This window comes from Pseudoxanthomonas indica, from assembly GCF_900167565.1.
GTDB lineage: Bacteria > Pseudomonadota > Gammaproteobacteria > Xanthomonadales > Xanthomonadaceae > Pseudoxanthomonas_A > Pseudoxanthomonas_A indica.
This window is the reverse complement of sequence record NZ_FUZV01000001.1, coordinates 140137-157759: the sequence shown is the minus strand read 5'-3', so window position 1 is coordinate 157759 and position 17623 is coordinate 140137. Positions and strand designations below refer to the sequence as shown.

11 protein-coding genes are annotated in these 17623 nt (G+C 66.0%); 9 read left to right on the top strand and 2 right to left on the bottom strand.

The window, feature by feature from the left end; translation table 11 throughout:
* Positions 1-29: 29 nt before the first annotated feature.
* Positions 30-1391 carry a GH1 family beta-glucosidase gene (locus B5X78_RS00685; protein ID WP_079722582.1) on the bottom strand — a complete coding sequence of 454 codons (1362 nt, stop codon included), beginning with the start codon at positions 1389-1391 and terminating at the stop codon, positions 30-32.
* A gap of 183 nt (positions 1392-1574) precedes the next feature.
* Between B5X78_RS00685 and B5X78_RS00680 the strand changes: the two genes are divergently transcribed.
* Entirely contained in the window at positions 1575-2654 is a 1080-nt protein-coding gene (locus B5X78_RS00680; RefSeq protein ID WP_079722581.1) for an ABC transporter ATP-binding protein, read from the top strand.
* A 128-nt stretch (positions 2655-2782) separates the two neighbouring features.
* Here the strand turns inward: B5X78_RS00680 and B5X78_RS00675 are convergent, their stop codons facing one another.
* Positions 2783-3985, bottom strand: a complete 1203-nt coding sequence (locus B5X78_RS00675; RefSeq protein ID WP_079724355.1) for an amino acid aminotransferase — start codon at positions 3983-3985, stop codon at positions 2783-2785.
* Positions 3986-4396: 411 nt separating this feature from the next.
* Between B5X78_RS00675 and smc the strand changes: the two genes are divergently transcribed.
* The 8 genes from smc (at position 4397) to gyrA (ending at position 17558) form a co-directional block, all read left to right on the top strand.
* Positions 4397-7900 carry a chromosome segregation protein SMC gene (gene smc / locus B5X78_RS00670; RefSeq protein WP_079722580.1) on the top strand — a complete coding sequence of 1168 codons (3504 nt, stop codon included), beginning with the start codon at positions 4397-4399 and terminating at the stop codon, positions 7898-7900.
* A 94-nt stretch (positions 7901-7994) separates the two neighbouring features.
* Entirely contained in the window at positions 7995-8723 is a 729-nt protein-coding gene (gene zipA / locus B5X78_RS00665) for a cell division protein ZipA (protein WP_079722579.1), read from the top strand.
* Positions 8720-9124, top strand: a complete 405-nt coding sequence (locus tag B5X78_RS00660) for a GFA family protein (protein WP_217698627.1) — start codon at positions 8720-8722, stop codon at positions 9122-9124. Before zipA ends, B5X78_RS00660 begins: the two co-directional genes overlap by 4 nt.
* Before the next feature lie 38 nt (positions 9125-9162).
* Positions 9163-11511, top strand: a complete 2349-nt coding sequence (gene ligA / locus B5X78_RS00655) for an NAD-dependent DNA ligase LigA (RefSeq protein ID WP_079722577.1) — start codon at positions 9163-9165, stop codon at positions 11509-11511.
* Positions 11512-11602: 91 nt separating this feature from the next.
* Positions 11603-12571: an EF-P lysine aminoacylase EpmA gene (epmA, locus tag B5X78_RS00650; protein WP_079722576.1), complete on the top strand. Its 969-nt coding sequence runs from the start codon at positions 11603-11605 to the stop codon at positions 12569-12571.
* A gap of 106 nt (positions 12572-12677) precedes the next feature.
* A complete protein-coding gene (locus B5X78_RS00645; protein WP_079722575.1) occupies positions 12678-13457 on the top strand; it encodes a DUF3011 domain-containing protein in 780 nt (259 codons plus the stop codon).
* An 18-nt stretch (positions 13458-13475) separates the two neighbouring features.
* Complete coding sequence (gene mtnA / locus B5X78_RS00640) at positions 13476-14531, top strand: S-methyl-5-thioribose-1-phosphate isomerase (protein WP_079722574.1); 1056 nt, start codon at positions 13476-13478, stop codon at positions 14529-14531.
* 303 nt (positions 14532-14834) lie between these two features.
* Positions 14835-17558, top strand: coding sequence for a DNA gyrase subunit A (gene gyrA, locus B5X78_RS00635; protein WP_079722573.1), 2724 nt, complete (start codon positions 14835-14837; stop codon positions 17556-17558).
* The last annotated feature ends 65 nt before the right edge of the window (positions 17559-17623 follow it).

The window sequence follows — 17623 nt, the reverse complement described above, 5'->3', positions numbered from 1 at the left end:
ACCGCAAAAAGTCGTTCGCCGCATTCGGGTCAATCATCCTCGTTGGCCAGTGCCTCGCCGTGGCTGGCCACGACCGACGCATAATAGCGTGCGCTGTCCTTGGGTGTGCGGGTCTGGGTTTCGAAGTCCACGTGGACGATACCGAAGCGTTTGGAGTAGCCCAGCGACCATTCCAGGTTGTCCAGCAGCGACCAGACGTAATAGCCCTGGATGTCGCAACCGGCCTCGATCGCCTTGTGCACGGCGCGCAGGTGCTGGCGCAAGTAACTGACCCGCAAGGGGTCGCGCACGCGGCCGCGCTCGGCCTTGGGCGGATCGAAGAAGGCCGCGCCGTTTTCCGTAATGAAGACTTTCGGATTGCCGTAGCGCTCCTTGACCCAGGTCAGCGTGTCGGTCAGGCCCTGCGGGAAGACCTCCCAGCCAGTCTCTGTATACGTATGCTGGGTCTGCCGGACCGGCGACACCTTGAGCGGCCAGTTGGCCTCGTCATGGCGGGCGACGTTGCGGGTGTAGTAGTTGACGCCGATGAAGTCCAGCGGCTGGCGGATCAGATCCATGTCCGCCTGCGGCCATTCCGGCCAGGCTTCGCCGAAGATCTCGCGCAGTTCTTCCGGATAGGTGCCGAAGAACACCGGGTCCAGGTACTGCCGGTTCATGTAGGCCTCGGCGCGACGGGTCGCGGCGAGGTCTTCCGGGCTCTGGCTGGCGGGGTACTTGGGCTCGATGTTCACCACCAGCCCGACTTCGTGCTTGCCCACGGCGCGGTACACCTGCACCGACTTGCCATGCGCGCGCAGCAGGTTGTGCGAGGCGATGGGGGCTTCGAAGCGGTTGCGGTGGCCCGGCGCGAGCGCGCCATGCAGGTAGCCGCCGTCGGTCACCACCCAGGGTTCGTTGAGCGTGGCCCAGCGCTTGATGCGCCCGTCCAGGCGCTTGTACATCACCTCGCTGTACTCGCCGAACCAGTCGGCGATGTCGGGGTTGAGCCAGCCGCCACGATCATCCAGCGCCGCCGGCAGATCCCAGTGGAACAGGGTCGCGGTGGGCTGGATGCCGTTCTCGAGCAGGGTGTCCACCAGCCGCTCGTAGAAGTCCAGCCCCTTGGGATTGACCCGGCCGCGGCCCTCGGGCATCACCCGGCTCCAGGACACGCTGAAACGATAGCCCTGCATGCCCAGCTGCTTCATCAGGCCTACGTCATCGCGCCAGCGGTTGTAGTGATCGCAGGCGACGTCGCCGTTGTCGTCATTGAGCATGCGCCCGGGCGTATGCGCGAAGCGCTGCCAGATGCTGGGACCGGCGCCGTCGGCGAGCGGCGAACCTTCGATCTGGTAGGCGGCGGTGGCGCTGCCCCAGAGAAAGTTTTCGGGAAAACGGTACTGCTTCGACATGGCCCCTCCGGCGTGTCGTAAGTTGGTCCAAGTGTTGTATGAAAACGGTTACATGGCAGAATAACCCAAGTCTGGACGTCATGCAGCACACTCCAGCCTGTGTCCGTCAGGACATCGCACTGCAACGGGAGGGGCCCGGGGCAGCACCCAGTTGACGGCGGCCGTGGCCGCCCCGGAGATGGAATGGCAAGCGTCAGGCTGGACAACGTCCGCAAGGTCTATGGCAACGGCCAGGTCGCCGTGCATGGCGCGAGCTTCGAGATCGCCAATGGTGAACTGATGGTGCTGGTGGGGCCGTCGGGCTGCGGCAAGTCGACCTTGCTGCGGATGATTGCCGGACTGGAGGAAATCTCCGACGGCACGCTGTCCATCGGTGATCACGTGGTCAACGACACCGCGCCCAAGGATCGCGACATCGCGATGGTGTTCCAGAACTACGCGCTGTATCCGCACATGACCGTGGCCGAAAACCTCGCCTTCGGCCTGAAGTTGCGCGGCCATGCCAAGGCGGTGATCGAAACCCGCGTGCGCGAAGCAGCGCAGACGCTGGGGCTGGAAGCGATGCTGGACAAGCTGCCGCGCGAGATGTCCGGTGGCCAGCGCCAGCGGGTGGCGCTGGGTCGGGCGCTGGTGCGCGATCCGGCCGTGTTCCTGCTGGACGAACCGCTGTCCAACCTGGACGCCAAGCTGCGCCATTCGATGCGCACCGAGATTGCCCGCCTGCATCGGCAACTGCGCGCAACCATGGTGTACGTGACCCATGATCAAGTCGAAGCGATGACCCTGGGCCAGCGCATCGTGGTGCTCAACGAAGGCCAGGTGCAGCAGATCGATACGCCGATGAACCTGTACCAGCGGCCGGCCAATCTGTTCGTGGCCGGCTTCCTCGGCAGCCCGGCGATGAACGTGGCGTACGGACGCGTGGCCCGTGCGGATGCCCTGATGCTGGTGCTGGACGACGGCGGCCTGTTGCCGCTGCCCGTGACCCCGGCGCTGGAGCGGGTGCTGGGGGAGCGGATCGCCCTGGGCTTCCGCCCCGAGCACCTGCAGCCGGCGGGCGAGGGCGGGGCTGGCTTCGATGTGCTGGTCGAAGGCGTGGAGCCGGTGGGCAACGAGGTTTTCCTCAATCTGGCCTACGGCACCCAGGCGCTGGTGGCGCGCGTGGCGCCAAACGCGATGCCGCGCGCGGGCGAGCAGCTGCGCATGGCGATCGATGGCGCGCATCTGCATTTGTTTGATGCGGAGTCTGGCCGGCGCCTGTAGTGCTGAAGCCCCTCCTGCAACAGAACCCCATCCGCGAAGAAACAGGCGGCCCAGGTCTCCCCCGACTGCGCAAAGAAAAAGGGAGGCCGTCGCCTCCCTTCTTTCCTTGCATCAACGACCGCAGCGAATCAGCCGCGGCTCACCGCGTACACCGCTGCAGCCACCTTCGGCAGGCTCTGCTGGCTCAACGCCGCCACGCAGATGCGACCGGTGCCCACGGCATAGATGCCGAACTCGTCGCGCAGGCGATCCACCTGCGCCTTGCTCAGGCCGGAATACGAGAACATGCCCGCCTGCTGCTGGATGAAGCCGAATTCCGGCGCACCCAGCTCGGCCAGCTTGCTCACCAGGCCCGCACGCAGGGCGTGGATGCGCTCGCGCATGCCGCCCAGTTCCTGCTCCCAGCGCGCACGCAACTCGTCGCTGCCCAGCACGCCGGCCACCAGCGCGCCGCCATGGGTGGACGGGCTGGAGTAGTTGGAACGGATGGTGCGCTTGATCTGCGACTGCACGCGCTTGGCTTCCTCGCGATCCGCGGCGACGATCGACAGCGCGCCGACGCGCTCGCCGTACAGCGAGAACGACTTGGAATACGAACTGGCGACCACGAACGCGGGGATGCCGGATTCGCCGAACAGGCGGATGGCGGTGGCGTCGGCTTCGGTGCCGACATCAAAGCCCTGGTAGGCGATATCGACGAACGGCAGCAGGCCGCGATCCTTGACCAGCGCGACCACCTGCTGCCACTGCTCCAGGCTCAGGTCGGCGCCGGTGGGGTTGTGGCAGCACGCATGCAGCAGCACCACGGTGCCCGGTTCCAGCGCGCCCAGGTCGGCCAGCATGCCGGCGAAATCCAGGCCGTGGCTGTCGTTGTCGTAATAGCGGTAGTCGATGACCTCGAAGCCGGCGGTGCCGAACACCACGCGGTGGTTTTCCCAGCTCGGGTTGCTGATCGCGATCTTGGCGTTGGGCAGGGCGCGCTTGAGGAAGTCGGCGCCAATGCGCAGGGCGCCGCTGCCGCCCACGGTCTGCGAGGTGGCCACGCGGCCGGCCTCGAGCAGCGGCGAATGGGTGCCGAACAGCAGCTTCTGGGTGGCCAGGTTGTAGGCGGCCAGGCCGTCGATCGGCAGGTAACCGCGGGGTTTCGCATCGGCCGCCAGTTTCTGTTCGACTTCGCGCACGCAGTCGAGCAGGGGAATTCGGCCCTGTTCGTCGTAATAGATACCCACGCCCAGGTTGACCTTGTCAGGGCGGGAATCGGCGTTGTAAGCCTCGGTCAAGCCCAGGATGGGATCGCCCGGAACCAGTTCGACGGATGCAAAAAGAGACACGGCAGTCATTGTCCGATGGAGGAAGGGAGTGCCCGCGTAGCGGGCCCGACATCCTAACAGGGCCAAGAATGCCCCCTTGCTTCGCTTTGCTCCTTCTCCCGCTTGCGGGGGAGGGTGGGGGTGGGGGCGAGACGCTCGCGGGAAGCTTGGTCGGCCCCACCTTGCCCCCATCCCAGCCTTCCCCCGCAAGCAGGGGAAGGGGGCAGAAGCCGGCAGCGACCGCGACTCCCGGTGCCGGGGAACCAGCCCCGCCTCCGCCTCACAATCCCCGTTATACTCAGCGGTCGCGATGCGGCGAAAGCCGTTCATGATTGCCAGCATAATCAGTGGGTTGGCACTCAAACCTCAACCTATTTCAACGCAGGCAGCGAGCCGTGACCACGGCCGCGCCGCCAGGAAGACCTTCGCCGCATGCGCCTTTCGACCATCAAGCTGTCCGGTTTCAAGTCCTTCGTCGATCCCACCACGCTGCACCTGCCCACCAACATGACCGGCATCGTCGGTCCCAATGGCTGTGGCAAGTCCAACATCATCGATGCGGTGCGCTGGGTGATGGGCGAGAGCTCGGCCAGCCGCCTGCGCGGCGACTCGCTGACTGACGTGATCTTTTCCGGCAGTTCGGTGCGCAAGCCGGTGTCGATGGCCCAGGTCGAGCTGATCTTCGACAACAGCGATCACACCATCGCCGGCGAATTCGCGGCCTTCAACGAGATCTCGGTCAAGCGCCAAGTCAGCCGCGACGGCCAGAGCAACTACTACCTCAACGGCACCAAGTGCCGTCGCCGCGACATCACCGATCTGTTCCTCGGCACCGGCCTGGGCCCGCGCAGCTACTCGATCATCGAGCAGGGCATGATCAGCCAGATCATCGAAGCGCGCCCGGAAGACCTGCGCATCTTCCTGGAGGAAGCCGCCGGCATCTCCAAGTACAAGGAACGCCGCAAGGAAACCGAAACCCGCATCCGCCACACCCGCGAAAACCTGGATCGCCTGACCGATCTGCGCGAGGAAATCGGCAAGCAGCTCGAGCACCTCAAGCGCCAGGCCAAGCAGGCCGAGCAATACCAGGCCTTGCAGGAAGAGCGCCGAATCAAGGATGCCGAGTGGAAGGCACTGGAATTCCGCACCCTGGACGTGCAGCTGCAGGGCCTGCGCGAGAAGCTGGCGCAGGAAGAAACCCGCCTGCAGCAACTGATTGCCGAGCAGCGCGAAGCCGAGCGCAACATCGAAACCGATCGCGTACGCCGCGAGGAATCGGCCGAAGCCTTGAACAAGGCGCAGGCCGAGGTCTACCAGGTCGGCAGTACCCTGGCGCGGCTGGAGCAGCAGATGCAGCATCAGCGCGAACTGGGTGAGCGCCTGAAGAAGGCGCGCGATGAAGCCAACAGCGCGCTGCAGGAACTGGGCCTGCACATCAGCGGCGACGAAACCCGCCTGAACGTGCTGCGCGAAAGCGTCAACGAGGCCGAGCCGCGGCTGGAGCAGTTGAAGGAAGAGGACATCTTCAAGCAGGAAAGCCTGCAGGAGGCCGAAGCCAAGCTGGCTGACTGGCAGCAGCGCTGGGAAACCCATTCGCGCCAGTCCGCCGAAGCCGCGCGCGCCGGCGAAGTCGAGCGCACCCGCGTGGACTATCTGGACCGGCAGGCGCTGGAATCGGATCGCCGTCGCGAGAGCCTGGTGAACGAGCGCGGTGGCTTGGATCTGGATGCGCTGGCCGAGGCCTTCGAGAACCTGCAACTGCAGCACGACACCCAGAAAGAATCGCTGGACACGCTGAGCGAGCAGGTCGAGGCGCGCAAGGAATCGGCGGCCGGCGTGCAGGAACAGCAGCGCGCCAGCCAGGGTGAACTGTCCGAAGTGCGGAAGCGCGCGCAGGAAGCCCGCGGCCGTCTGTCCTCGCTGGAGACCCTGCAGCACGCCGCCCTCGGCCAGGAGCAGGGCGCGGCCATGAGCTGGTTGAAGGCGCGCGGGCTGGATTCGGCCACCCGCGTGGGCGAACGCCTGCGGGTGGAAGCCGGCTGGGAAAACGCGGTGGAAAGCGCGCTGGGCCAGTTGATTGAAGGTGTGCTGGTGGACGCCCCGGAAGCACTGGTCGATGCGCTCGGCGAACTCGGCGACGGCCGCATCGCGCTGGTGTCGGACAGCCAGGAAGCGTTGAACGTGGCGCCCACTTCGCTGGCCGCCAAGGTCGAAGGCCCGGTCGCGGTGCGCCGCCTGCTGGCGCGGCTGCACGTGGCCGAGGACCTGGCCGAAGCGCGCCGTTTGCAGGCGCAGCTGGGCGAGGGCGATTCGGTGATTACCCGCACCGGCGAGCGCCTGGGCGCGGGCTGGGTGCGCGTGCTGCGCTCCGGCGCAGCCAAGCAGGGCGCCCTGCTGCGCGAGCGCGAAATCCAGAGCCTGCGCGCGGAAATCGAAACCCTGCAGCAGCGCGAAGCCGAGCTGGAACACCGCCTGGCCAGCCTGCGTGATCAACTGCTGGCCGCCGAGCAGCAGCGCGAAGACGCCCAGCGCGCGCTGTACATGGCGCACCGCAGTGTCTCCGAACTGGCTGGCCAGCTGCAGAGCCAGCAGGGCCGGGTGGAATCGACCCGGCAGCGCATCGAGAAGATCGATCTGGACATCGCCCAGCTGGTCGAAGCGCTGGACGGCAGCCGCGAGCAGGCCCGCGAAGCCCGCGCCCGCCTGGAAGACGCGGTCACCTCGATGGGTGATCTGGAATCAGAACGCCAGGCGCTGGAAGCCGAACGTCGCCGCTTCGTGGAGACGCGCGACCTGGCGCGCGAAGCCGCGCGTGCCTCGCGCGACGCCACCCATGCGCTGATGCTGACGCTGGAATCGCAGCGCACCCAGATCGTCGCGCTGAGCCAGGCGCTGGATCGCATGAGCGGCCAGCGTGGCCAGCTCGATACCCGCCTGGAAGAACTGACCCTGCAACTGAGCGAAGGCGATTCGCCGGTGCAGGAACTGGACGCACAGCGCCAGGCCGCCCTGGAAGAACGCGTCAACGCCGATCGCCGCCTGGCCGAAGCGCGCGCTGCGCTGGAAGGCATCGACAACGAACTGCGCAGCTACGAGCAGACCCGCCACCAGCGTGACGAGCAGGCTCTGGTCCAGCGCGAGCGCATCTCCCAGCGCAAGCTGGACCAGCAGGCCTTCGCGCTGAAGGGCGAGCAGCTGTCCGAAGCGGTGGTCAAGGCCGGCTTCGTGATGGAAGACGTGATCAATACGCTGCCGGAAGTGGCCGATGCGCGCGAGTGGGAGCAGGCGGTCTCGCAGATCGACGGCCGCATGCGCCGGCTGGAACCGGTCAACCTGGCCGCCATCCACGAATACGGCGAGGCGGCGCAGCGCTCGGAGTACCTGGATGCGCAGAACACCGACCTGACCACCGCGCTGGAAACGCTGGAAGAGGCGATCCGCAAGATCGACCGCGAGACCCGCGGCCGCTTCAAGGACACCTTCGACCGCGTCAACGCCGGCGTGCAGAGCCTGTATCCGCGCCTGTTCGGCGGTGGTCATGCCTACCTGGAACTGACCGGCGAAGACCTGCTCGATACCGGCGTGGCGATCATGGCGCGCCCGCCCGGCAAGCGCGTTTCCAACATCTCGCTGCTGTCCGGCGGCGAGAAGGCGATGACCGCGGTGGCGCTGGTGTTCGCGATCTTCCAGCTCAATCCCGCGCCGTTCTGCCTGCTGGACGAAGTGGACGCGCCGCTGGACGAGGCCAACGTGGGTCGCTTCACCGCGATGGTCAAGGAAATGAGCGAGAAGGTGCAGTTCCTGTTCGTCAGCCACAACAAGGCGACCATGGAAGCTGCCTACCAGCTCAGTGGCGTGACCATGCGCGAGCCGGGCGTCAGCCGCCTGGTGTCGGTGGATCTGGAGGAGGCCGCGCGCCTGGCCGGCGCCGCCTGATACCCATGCGTTGGATCGGCCCGGGCCCGCCGCACTCGCGTCGGACTCGGTCCAGGTTGTACGCTTGTCCCAATACCTTGCCGGAGAAACCAACGTGTCCGACATGGCAATGCTTCGAATCGGCATCCTGATTGCCGGCGCCATCCTCATCGCAGCGATCATCTTTTTCGGTCGCCCCAAGAAAGCCAGCCAGGGTCGCCGGCTGGAGCCGACCGAGCGTGACAACGCGCGGGTCGAGCCCAGCCTGGCCAACGACGAGGCGGCCTACGAGACCGACCGCGACTACTCCGGCGAGGCGGTCAGCCAGGCCGAACTGGGCCTGGGCGGCGGCACCGGCGCGGACAATCCGCTGGGTCGGCGCGCCAACCAGGATTTCGACCGCATCGTCTCGCTGTACGTCGCCGCCAAGGCCGGCCAGGTGCTGCGTGGCGAAGACGTGGTGGTGGCCGCGGAAAAGACCGGGCTGACCTTTGGCCACATGAATGTCTTCCACCGGCTGATTGAAGGCCACCCCGAGCGCGGCCCGATTTTCAGCATGGCCAACATCATGCAGCCGGGCAGCTTCGACATGGCCAACATCCGCGAACTGCAGACCCCGGCCATCGCGTTCTTCCTGACCCTGCCGGCGCCGATCAGCGCGCTCGAAGCTTGGGAAAAGCTGCTGCCCAATGTCGAGCGCATGGCCGAACTGCTCAATGGCGTGGTGCTGGATGACAGCCGCAACACCCTGGGTCGGCAACGCATCCAGCACATCCGCGAAGAGCTGCGCGGCTACGACCGCCAGCACGAAGCACCGCCGTTGACCAAATCGCCACGCTGGTGACCGGACCGGCGCACGCGCCATCGCAAGCGCCGGCAACCGTCGGCAGCCGGCCCTTGCAGATCTACCAGGGCGCCTGCCATTGCGGCGCCGTGCGTTTCGAGATCAGCACCGATTTTCCCGAGCTGACCACCTGCGACTGTTCGATCTGTCGCCGGAAGAATGCGCTAATGGTCAAGGTCCATGAGAGCCACTTCCGCCTGTTGACGGATCCGTCAGCGCTCAGCGAATACCAGTTCCATACGCATACCGCGCGCCACTACTTCTGCAAGACCTGCGGCATCTATCCGTTCCACCGCAAGCGGGTGACACCGGACCACCTCGGCATCAACGTGTTCTGCCTCGAAGGCGTGGACCTGCAGGGTATCCCGGTGCGCCAGACGGTCGGGGCCGGCATGCCGTAGATACACTTCCTGACGGTGGCTGGCCGTAGAATCGCGGCATGACTGCGACCACCCCCGCCGAGCGCGCCATCGAGCTGCGCCGCCAACTGGAAGATGCCAACTACCGCTACCACGTGCTCGATGAGCCCAGCATCCCGGATGCGGAGTACGACCGCCTGCTGCGCGAGCTGGACGAACTGGAAGCGGCCAATCCGGATCTGGTCACCGCCGATTCGCCGACCCAGCGCGTGGGCAACGCGCCGTCGAGCAAGTTCGCCGAAGTGCGCCATGCCTTGCCGATGCTGTCGCTGGGCAACGCCTTCACCGATGAGGAGGTGCAGGACTTCGTTCGTCGCATCGACGAGCGCCTGGAGCGGCCGCATCTGTACTTCTCGGTCGAGCCGAAGCTGGATGGCCTGGCGATCAGCCTGCGCTACGAAGACGGCCGGTTCGTGCAAGGCGCCACCCGTGGCGACGGCGCCACCGGCGAGGACGTCACCGCCAACCTGCGCACCATCAAGGCAATCCCGCTGACGCTGCGCGGCAGCGGCTGGCCGCGCGTGCTGGAAGTGCGCGGCGAGGTGTACATGCCGCTGGCGACCTTCCACGCCTATAACGAACGCGCACTCAAGGAAGGCGGCAAGGTGCTGGCCAATCCGCGCAATGGCGCGGCCGGTTCCCTGCGTCAGCTGGATCCGCGCATGACCGCGCAGCGGCCGTTGTCGTTCTATGCCTACGCGGTGGGCGCGGTGGAGGGCGGCGAATTGCCGGCCAGCCATTCGCAGACCCTGGCGCGGCTGCGCGAATGGGGTTTTCCGGTCAGTGCCGAGAACGATGTGGTCGATGGCGTGGATGGACTGCTGGCCTACTACCGCCGCATCGGCGAGAAGCGCGATGTGCTGCCGTTCGATATCGATGGCGTGGTCTACAAGCTGGACGACTACGAAGGCCAGCGCGAGATGGGTTTCGTCTCGCGCGCGCCGCGCTGGGCGATTGCGCACAAGTTTCCGGCGCAGGAACAGATGACGGTGCTGGAATCGATCGAGGTCAACGTCGGCCGCACTGGCGCGGTGACGCCGTGGGCGCTGATGCAGCCGGTGCAGGTGGGCGGCGTCACCGTCACCCGCGCGACCTTGCATAACGCCGAGCAGATCGCGCGCCTGGACGTGCGCAATGGCGATACGGTGATCGTGCGTCGCGCCGGCGATGTCATTCCGGAAGTAGTGCGGGTGGTGGAAGACAAGCGTCCGCCCGGCACCCAGCCCTGGGTAATGCCCAGCCATTGCCCGGTCTGCGGTTCGGAACTGGTGCGCGAAGAGGGCGAGGTGGTCTGGCGTTGCTCGGGCGAGCTGACCTGCGCCGCGCAGCGCAAGGAAGCCGTGGGCCATTTCGCCTCGCGCCGGGCCATGGATATCGAAGGCCTGGGCGAACGCTACATCGAAGTGCTCAGTGATCTGGGTTACGTCACCTCGGTGGCTGATCTGTACAAGCTGGATCTGGACGCGCTGCTGGAGATGAAGCGGCGGGCCGACGAGCGCGACGGCACCACGCCCGAAACGGTCAAGGCCGGCAAGGTGGCGACCAAATGGGCCGACAACCTGATCGAGGCCATCGAGCGCAGCAAGGACACCACGCTGGAGCGTTTCCTGTTCGCGCTGGGCATCCAGCATGTCGGCGAGAGCACGGCCAAGGCGCTGGCGCTGTGGTTTGGCGATCTGGAGCTGATCCGTCACTTGCCCTGGCCGCTGTTCAAGCGGGTGCCGGATATCGGGGGGGAAGTGGCGCGCTCGCTGGGGCATTTCTTTGATCAGGCGGGCAACCAGCAGGTGATCGACGACCTGCTCGCACGCGGCGTGCGCATCAACGACAGCCATCCGCCACACGCCAAGCTGCGCGCCGATCTGACGGTGGCCAGGTTGCTGGCGGATCTGGAGATTCCCAAGATCACCGGGGTGCGCGCAGAGCAGCTGGCCAGCGCATTCCCGCGCATTGATGCGCTGCTGGATGCGCCCGTGCACGCGTTTGTCAGTGCAGGCTTGCCGAACGAGTCGGCCAACGCCTTGGCGCAGTGGCTGGAGGAAGGCGAGCATGCCGCATTGCTGGGCAAGTCCGCAGTCGCGCTCGATCAGTTGTTGGCATTGACGCCGACCAGCGACGAGAGCGTCGCCGGTCCGCTGGAAGGCAAGACCGTCGTGCTGACCGGCAGCCTGGAAGCGATGAGCCGCGACGAAGCTGGCGCCAGGCTGGAAGCGCTGGGTGCCAAGGTCGCCGGCAGCGTGTCGAAGAAGACCCATCTGGTGGTGGCGGGCGAGGCGGCCGGTTCCAAGCTGGCCAAGGCGCAGGAGCTGGGGATCGAAATTTGGGACGAGGCCCAACTGCTGGCCTTCCTGGAAAAGCACGCGAACTGAAGCCCTGTAGGAGGGGCTTTAGCCCCGACCGCTTCAGCGGTCGCGACTGAAGTCGCTCCTACAAAAGGGCCAGACCTTTGGAAATGACGGTATGAATTGGCAACCTTCCGCCCGCTTTGAAGCCCTGCGCCTGCGCGCGCGACTGAACGCGACCATCCGCGCGTTCTTCGCGCAGCGCGAGGTGCTGGAAGTCGAAACCCCGATCCTCTCGCAAGCCGGCAACACCGACCCGAACATCGCTTCCTTCTCGCTGCAGTTCGGTGGCCATGTCGATGCCGGTCCACGCCAGCGCTGGCTGCGCACCTCGCCGGAGTTTCCGCTCAAGCGTCTGCTCGCCGCCGGCTTTGGCGACTGCTACGAACTGGGCCGGGTGTTCCGTGATGGCGAAGCCGGCGGTCGCCACAATCCCGAGTTCACCATGCTGGAGTGGTATCGCCTCGGTTGGGATCACCGCCGACTGATCGAAGAGACCGCGGCGCTGGTGCAGGAGGCGCTGCAACTGGTCGGCTGCCAGGCCACCCTGCAGCTGATCAGCTATCACGATCTGTATCGCCAGCAGCTTGGGCTGGACCCGGCCACCGCCAGCGATGAGCAGCTGCGCGCGGCACTCGGCGACATCGTGATCGATCCACAGGGTCTGGGTCGCGATGACTGGCTCGACCTGCTGATGACCCATCGCCTGCAGCCTGGCTTCGCCGACGATCAACTGCTGGCGGTGTACGACTATCCCGCCACCCAGTGCGCGTTGGCGCGTCTGCGCCACGACGATGTGCCCGTGGCCGAACGCTTCGAGCTGTACCTGGGTCCGCTGGAACTGGCCAATGGCTACCACGAGCTGGCGGACGGCTCGGAACAGCGTCAGCGATTCGTCCGCGATTCGCAGGTCCGGCAATCGCGCGGGGAATCGTCACCGGCGTTGGACGAACATCTGCTCGCGGCATTGGAGGCGGGCTTCCCCCACTGTGCCGGCGTTGCCTTGGGTGTGGACCGCTTGCTGATGGCGATGTTGGGTACACCGCGTATCGCCGACGTGCTGGCCTTCGACTTCGCGCGAGCCTGAGCAAACACCCAACGACAAGGCATCCTCCCGCGCTGGAAACGGTTTTCTTGAATTCACGTTCAGCAGGTTTGCGTAGATTCGTGTCAAACCAACAGGAGTGGCTGCCATGCGTCGACGCATCATCTTGATGTCCGCCTTTGTGTTGTCGGTGCTGGCGACGCAGGCCCAGGCCGCGCCGCAGGAGGCGCGCTACGGCAATGGCTATGGCAATGGCTACGGCCAGACGCTGCGCTGCGAATCGAACGACAACAAGTTCCGCCATTGTCCCGCCGATACGCGTGGCGGCGTGGAGCTGACCCGCGGCCTGTCCAAGACGTGGTGTACCGAGGGCCAGAACTGGGGCTGGGATCGCAACGGCGTCTGGGTGTCCGGCGGCTGCCGCGCCGAGTTCCGCGTGTATGGCCGCGGCAATGGCAACGGCAACGGTAATGGCGGTGGTTGGGGCAACAGCAGCCAGATCATCCGTTGCGATTCCAATGACAACCGCTACAAGGCCTGCGCGATCCCGCGCGGAAGCCAGGTGCGTTTCAACCATCAGGTTTCCAAGAGCCGCTGCACCGAAGGTTACAGCTGGGGCAGGGAACGCGATCAAGTGTGGGTGTCGCGCGGCTGTCGCGCCGAGTTCGAGGTGCGCGGCGGCTGGGCCGGTGGCGGCAATGGCGGCTATCCCGGCCATGGCGGCGGCTATCCGGGCAATAGCGGGCAGGTCGTGCGTTGCGACTCCAATGACAACCGCACCCGCCGCTGCGATGCCAACATCCGCCGTGGCGCCGACCTGCAACGGCAGGTCTCCAAAAATGCCTGTGTGCAGGGCCGCACCTGGGGTTGGGATCGCGGCGGCATCTGGGTCAGCGGCGGCTGCCGGGGCGAATTCCGGGTCTGGTAGGGCAGGTACAATGCGGGCATGAACGACGCCTTCGATTACGCCCGCTACGACCGCATCCGTCCGATCCGCTGGACCGGCGACGCGCTGGAACTGCTGGACCAGCGCAAGCTGCCTTTCACTGTGGAGTACCTGCGCTGCACCAGCAGCGATGAAGTGGCCGCGGCCATCCATGCGCTGGCCGTGCGCGGTGCGCCGGCCATCGGCATCTCGGCGGCGTGGGGTGTGGTGCTGGCGGCGCGCGAGGTGCAGGCAGCCGACGGCCCTCAAGCCGATGCCCTGCTGGAACCGGCGCTGCAACGCCTCAACGCGGCGCGTCCCACGGCGGTGAACCTGGCCTGGGCGCTGGCGCGCATGCGTGCCTCGCTGTTGACGGCGGGAAGCGACTGGCAACAGGTGCTGGAACAACAAGCCCAGCGCATCTCCGATGAAGACCTCGCCGCCAACCGCCACATGGGTGAACTGGGCGCGGCGCTGATCGCGCCCGGCAGCGGCGTGCTGACCCATTGCAATACCGGATCGCTGGCCACCGCCGGCTTTGGCACCGCGTTGGGCGTGATACGCGCCGGCGTGGCGCAGGGGCGCATTGGCCAGGTCTATGCCGGCGAAACCCGCCCCTGGCAGCAGGGCGCGCGGCTGACCGCATGGGAGCTGCAGCAGGACGGCATCCCCGCCACCCTCATAGCCGACTCCGCTGCCTCGCATCTGCTCAAGACCGGCGCGGTGCAATGGGTGATCGTCGGCGCGGACCGCATCTGCGCCAATGGTGATACCGCCAACAAGATCGGCACCTATCAGCTGGCCATCGCCGCGCGCCATCATGGTGCACGCTTCATGGTGGTGGCGCCGTCCTCGACCGTGGACATGGCCACGCCCAATGGCGAGGCCATCGAGATTGAAGAGCGCGACCCGGCCGAACTGCTCGGCATCGGTGGCGTGCGCACCGTGGCCGAGGGCATCAGCGCCTGGAACCCGGTGTTCGATGTGACCCCGGCGGATTTGATCGACGCCATCGTGACCGAGAAGGGCGTTGTCGAAAAACCGACACTGGCGCTGATGCAGCAGGCGTTTTCCTGACTTGAGCTCATCGGCAACGGGCCATCCGGATACAGCATTCCCGGACAGGGGCGCCCCACAAGCGTGACCTGGCCCGGCACGCTTGGCCGCTGCCGGGCGCTGTGTTGGCCTATAGCGTCCGCATGGCCGTTTCCGACCGCCTAACTGCTTGTTTCCGAGGCCAAAAGGCGGGCCTTGGAGGGCCTCGTCTGCTATACTCCGCAGGTTGCGAAAACCTGCCCGAAACCCCGCCTGACGACGCCTTGCCTCACTCGCTGCGGCAGGCCGGTTTCGGCTCGAAAATTCTGAGAATACGGAAACCGAATGGCTGATCTCGCCAAGGAAATCATCCCCGTCAACCTCGAAGACGAGATGCGAAAGAGCTACCTCGATTACGCCATGAGCGTGATCGTGGGGCGCGCCCTCCCGGATGTCCGGGACGGGCTCAAGCCGGTGCATCGTCGCGTGTTGTTCGCGATGCATGAACTGGGCGCCCACAGCAACAAGCCGTACTACAAGTCGGCGCGTATCGTCGGTGACGTGATCGGTAAGTACCACCCGCATGGCGACCAGTCGGTCTACGACACGCTGGTGCGCATGGCGCAGCCGTTTTCGCTGCGCTACCTGCTGGTCGATGGCCAGGGCAACTTCGGTTCGGTCGACGGCGACAGCGCGGCGGCGATGCGTTACACCGAAGCGCGCATGTCGCGCCTGACCCATGAGCTGATGGCGGACATCGACAAGGAAACCGTCGATTTCCAGCCCAACTACGACGAGAAGGAACAGGAACCCACGGTCATGCCGACCCGGTTCCCGAACCTGCTGGTCAACGGCTCGGCCGGCATCGCCGTCGGCATGGCCACCAACATCCCGCCGCACAACCTGTCGGAAGTGGTCAACGGCCTGCTGGCCCTGATCGAAGACCCGGAAATCGACGTCGACGGCCTGATGCAGTACATCCCCGGCCCGGATTTCCCCACCGCCGGCATCATCAACGGTACCGCTGGCATCATCGCCGGTTACCGCACCGGTCGCGGCCGCGTGCGCATGCGCGCCAAGGCCGACATCGAAGTCGATGACCGCACCGGTCGCGAAGCCATCATCGTCACCGAGATTCCGTACCAGGTGAACAAGGCGCGGTTGATCGAGAAGATTGCCGAGCTGGTCAAGGAAAAGCGCCTGGAAGGCATCAGCGAGCTGCGCGACGAGTCCGACAAGGACGGCATGCGCATCTACATCGAGGTCAAGCGCGGCGAGTCGGCCGAGGTGGTCCTCAACAACCTGTACTCGCAGACGCCGATGGAATCGGTGTTCGGCATCAACATGGTCGCCCTGGTCGATGGCCGCCCGCAGCTGCTCAATCTCAAGCAGATGCTGCAGGCCTTTGTCCGCCACCGCCGTGAAGTGGTGACCCGCCGCACCATCTTCGAACTGCGCAAGGCCCGCGCCCGCGCGCACATCCTGGAAGGCCTGACGGTCGCGCTCGCCAACATCGACGAGATGATCGAGCTGATCAAGACCTCGGCCAATCCGCAGGAAGCCAAGGAGCGGATGCTGGCCAAGACCTGGACCCCGGGTCTGGTCGGTGCGCTGTTGGCGGCCACCGGCGCCGAATCCTCGCGTCCGGACGATCTGCCCAAGGGCATCGGCCTGGTCAACGGCGCTTACCAGTTGAGCGACGTGCAGGCCCAGCAGATCCTCGAAATGCGCCTGCACCGCCTGACCGGCCTGGAGCAGGAAAAGCTCACCGAGGAATACAAGCAGCTGCTGGAGACCATCGCCGGTCTGATCAACATCCTGGAAAACCCGGAAGTGTTGCTGCAGGTTATTCGCGACGAGCTGCTCAACGTCAAGGCCGAATTCGGCGACGCCCGCCGCAGCGAAATCCGCCATAGCGAAGAAGATCTGGACATCCTTGACCTGATCGCGCCAGAAGACGTGGTGGTGACCCTGTCCCACGCCGGCTACGCCAAGCGCCAGCCGGTCAGTGTGTACCGCGCGCAGCGTCGTGGTGGCCGTGGCCGCAGTGCGGCGGCGACCAAGGACGAGGATTTCATCGACCAGCTGTGGCTGGTCAACACCCATGACACGCTGTTGACCTTCACCAGCAGCGGCAAGGTGTTCTGGCTGCCCGTGCACCAGTTGCCGGAAGCCGGCCCGAATGCGCGCGGCCGTCCGATTATCAACTGGATTCCGCTGGAAGAAGGCGAGAAGGTGCAGGCGGTACTGCCGGTGCGTGCGTACGAGGAAGACCGCTTTGTGTTCTTCGCCACCCGCAACGGCACGGTCAAGAAGACCCCGCTGACCGAGTTCGCCTTCCGCCTGGCGCGCGGCAAGATCGCCATCAACCTGGACGAGGGCGACGCCCTGGTCGGGGTGGCGCTGACCGACGGCCACCATGACGTGCTGCTGTTCGCTTCCAACGGCAAGACCGTGCGCTTTGGCGAAGACAAGGTCCGCTCGATGGGCCGTACCGCCACCGGCGTGCGCGGTATCCGCCTGGCCAGTGGCGAGGAAGTGGTCAGCCTGATCGTCGCCGAGTCCGCAGCGGGCGTGGCCGGCCTGCTCGGCGCGGACGAGAGCGAAGGTGAGGAAGATGCCGCCGAGGACGTGGTGGAAACCAATGGCGATGACGCCGTGGTCGACACCTCCAACGAGGCCGAGGGCGTGGCCTATATCCTGACCGCCACCGAACGTGGCTACGGCAAGCGCACCCCGCTGGCCGACTACCCGCGCAAGGGGCGCGGCACCCAGGGTGTCATCGGGATCCAGACCACCGAACGCAATGGCAAGTTGATTGGCGCGGTGTTGTTGAGCGGCAACGATGAAGTGCTGCTGATTTCCGACGGCGGCACCCTGGTGCGTACGCGCGGTTCGGAAATCTCGCGCGTCGGCCGCAATACCCAGGGCGTGACCCTGATGCGCCTGTCCGAGGGCGAAGTGCTGCAGGCGGTGGAACGCCTGGACGCCTCGCTGGACGAGGACGAAGGCGAAGGCGAGGGCGCCAGCCCGACGCCGGAGCCGGTGGCTCCTTCACCGGAAGCCTGAGCATCACGAGCAGTAAAAACCCCGGCCTGGCGCCGGGGTTTTTTTTCGTCAACGCATATACTGAT

Coding starts and splice junctions, on each gene's coding strand:
- B5X78_RS00685 (WP_079722582.1), bottom strand. CDS start 1,391: ATGTCGAAGCAGTACCGTTTTCCCGAAAACTTTCTCTGGGGCAGCGCC.
- B5X78_RS00645 (WP_079722575.1), top strand. CDS start 12,678: ATGCGTCGACGCATCATCTTGATGTCCGCCTTTGTGTTGTCGGTGCTG.
- ligA (WP_079722577.1), top strand. CDS start 9,163: ATGACTGCGACCACCCCCGCCGAGCGCGCCATCGAGCTGCGCCGCCAA.
- gyrA (WP_079722573.1), top strand. CDS start 14,835: ATGGCTGATCTCGCCAAGGAAATCATCCCCGTCAACCTCGAAGACGAG.
- epmA (WP_079722576.1), top strand. CDS start 11,603: ATGAATTGGCAACCTTCCGCCCGCTTTGAAGCCCTGCGCCTGCGCGCG.
- mtnA (WP_079722574.1), top strand. CDS start 13,476: ATGAACGACGCCTTCGATTACGCCCGCTACGACCGCATCCGTCCGATC.
- B5X78_RS00680 (WP_079722581.1), top strand. CDS start 1,575: ATGGCAAGCGTCAGGCTGGACAACGTCCGCAAGGTCTATGGCAACGGC.
- smc (WP_079722580.1), top strand. CDS start 4,397: ATGCGCCTTTCGACCATCAAGCTGTCCGGTTTCAAGTCCTTCGTCGAT.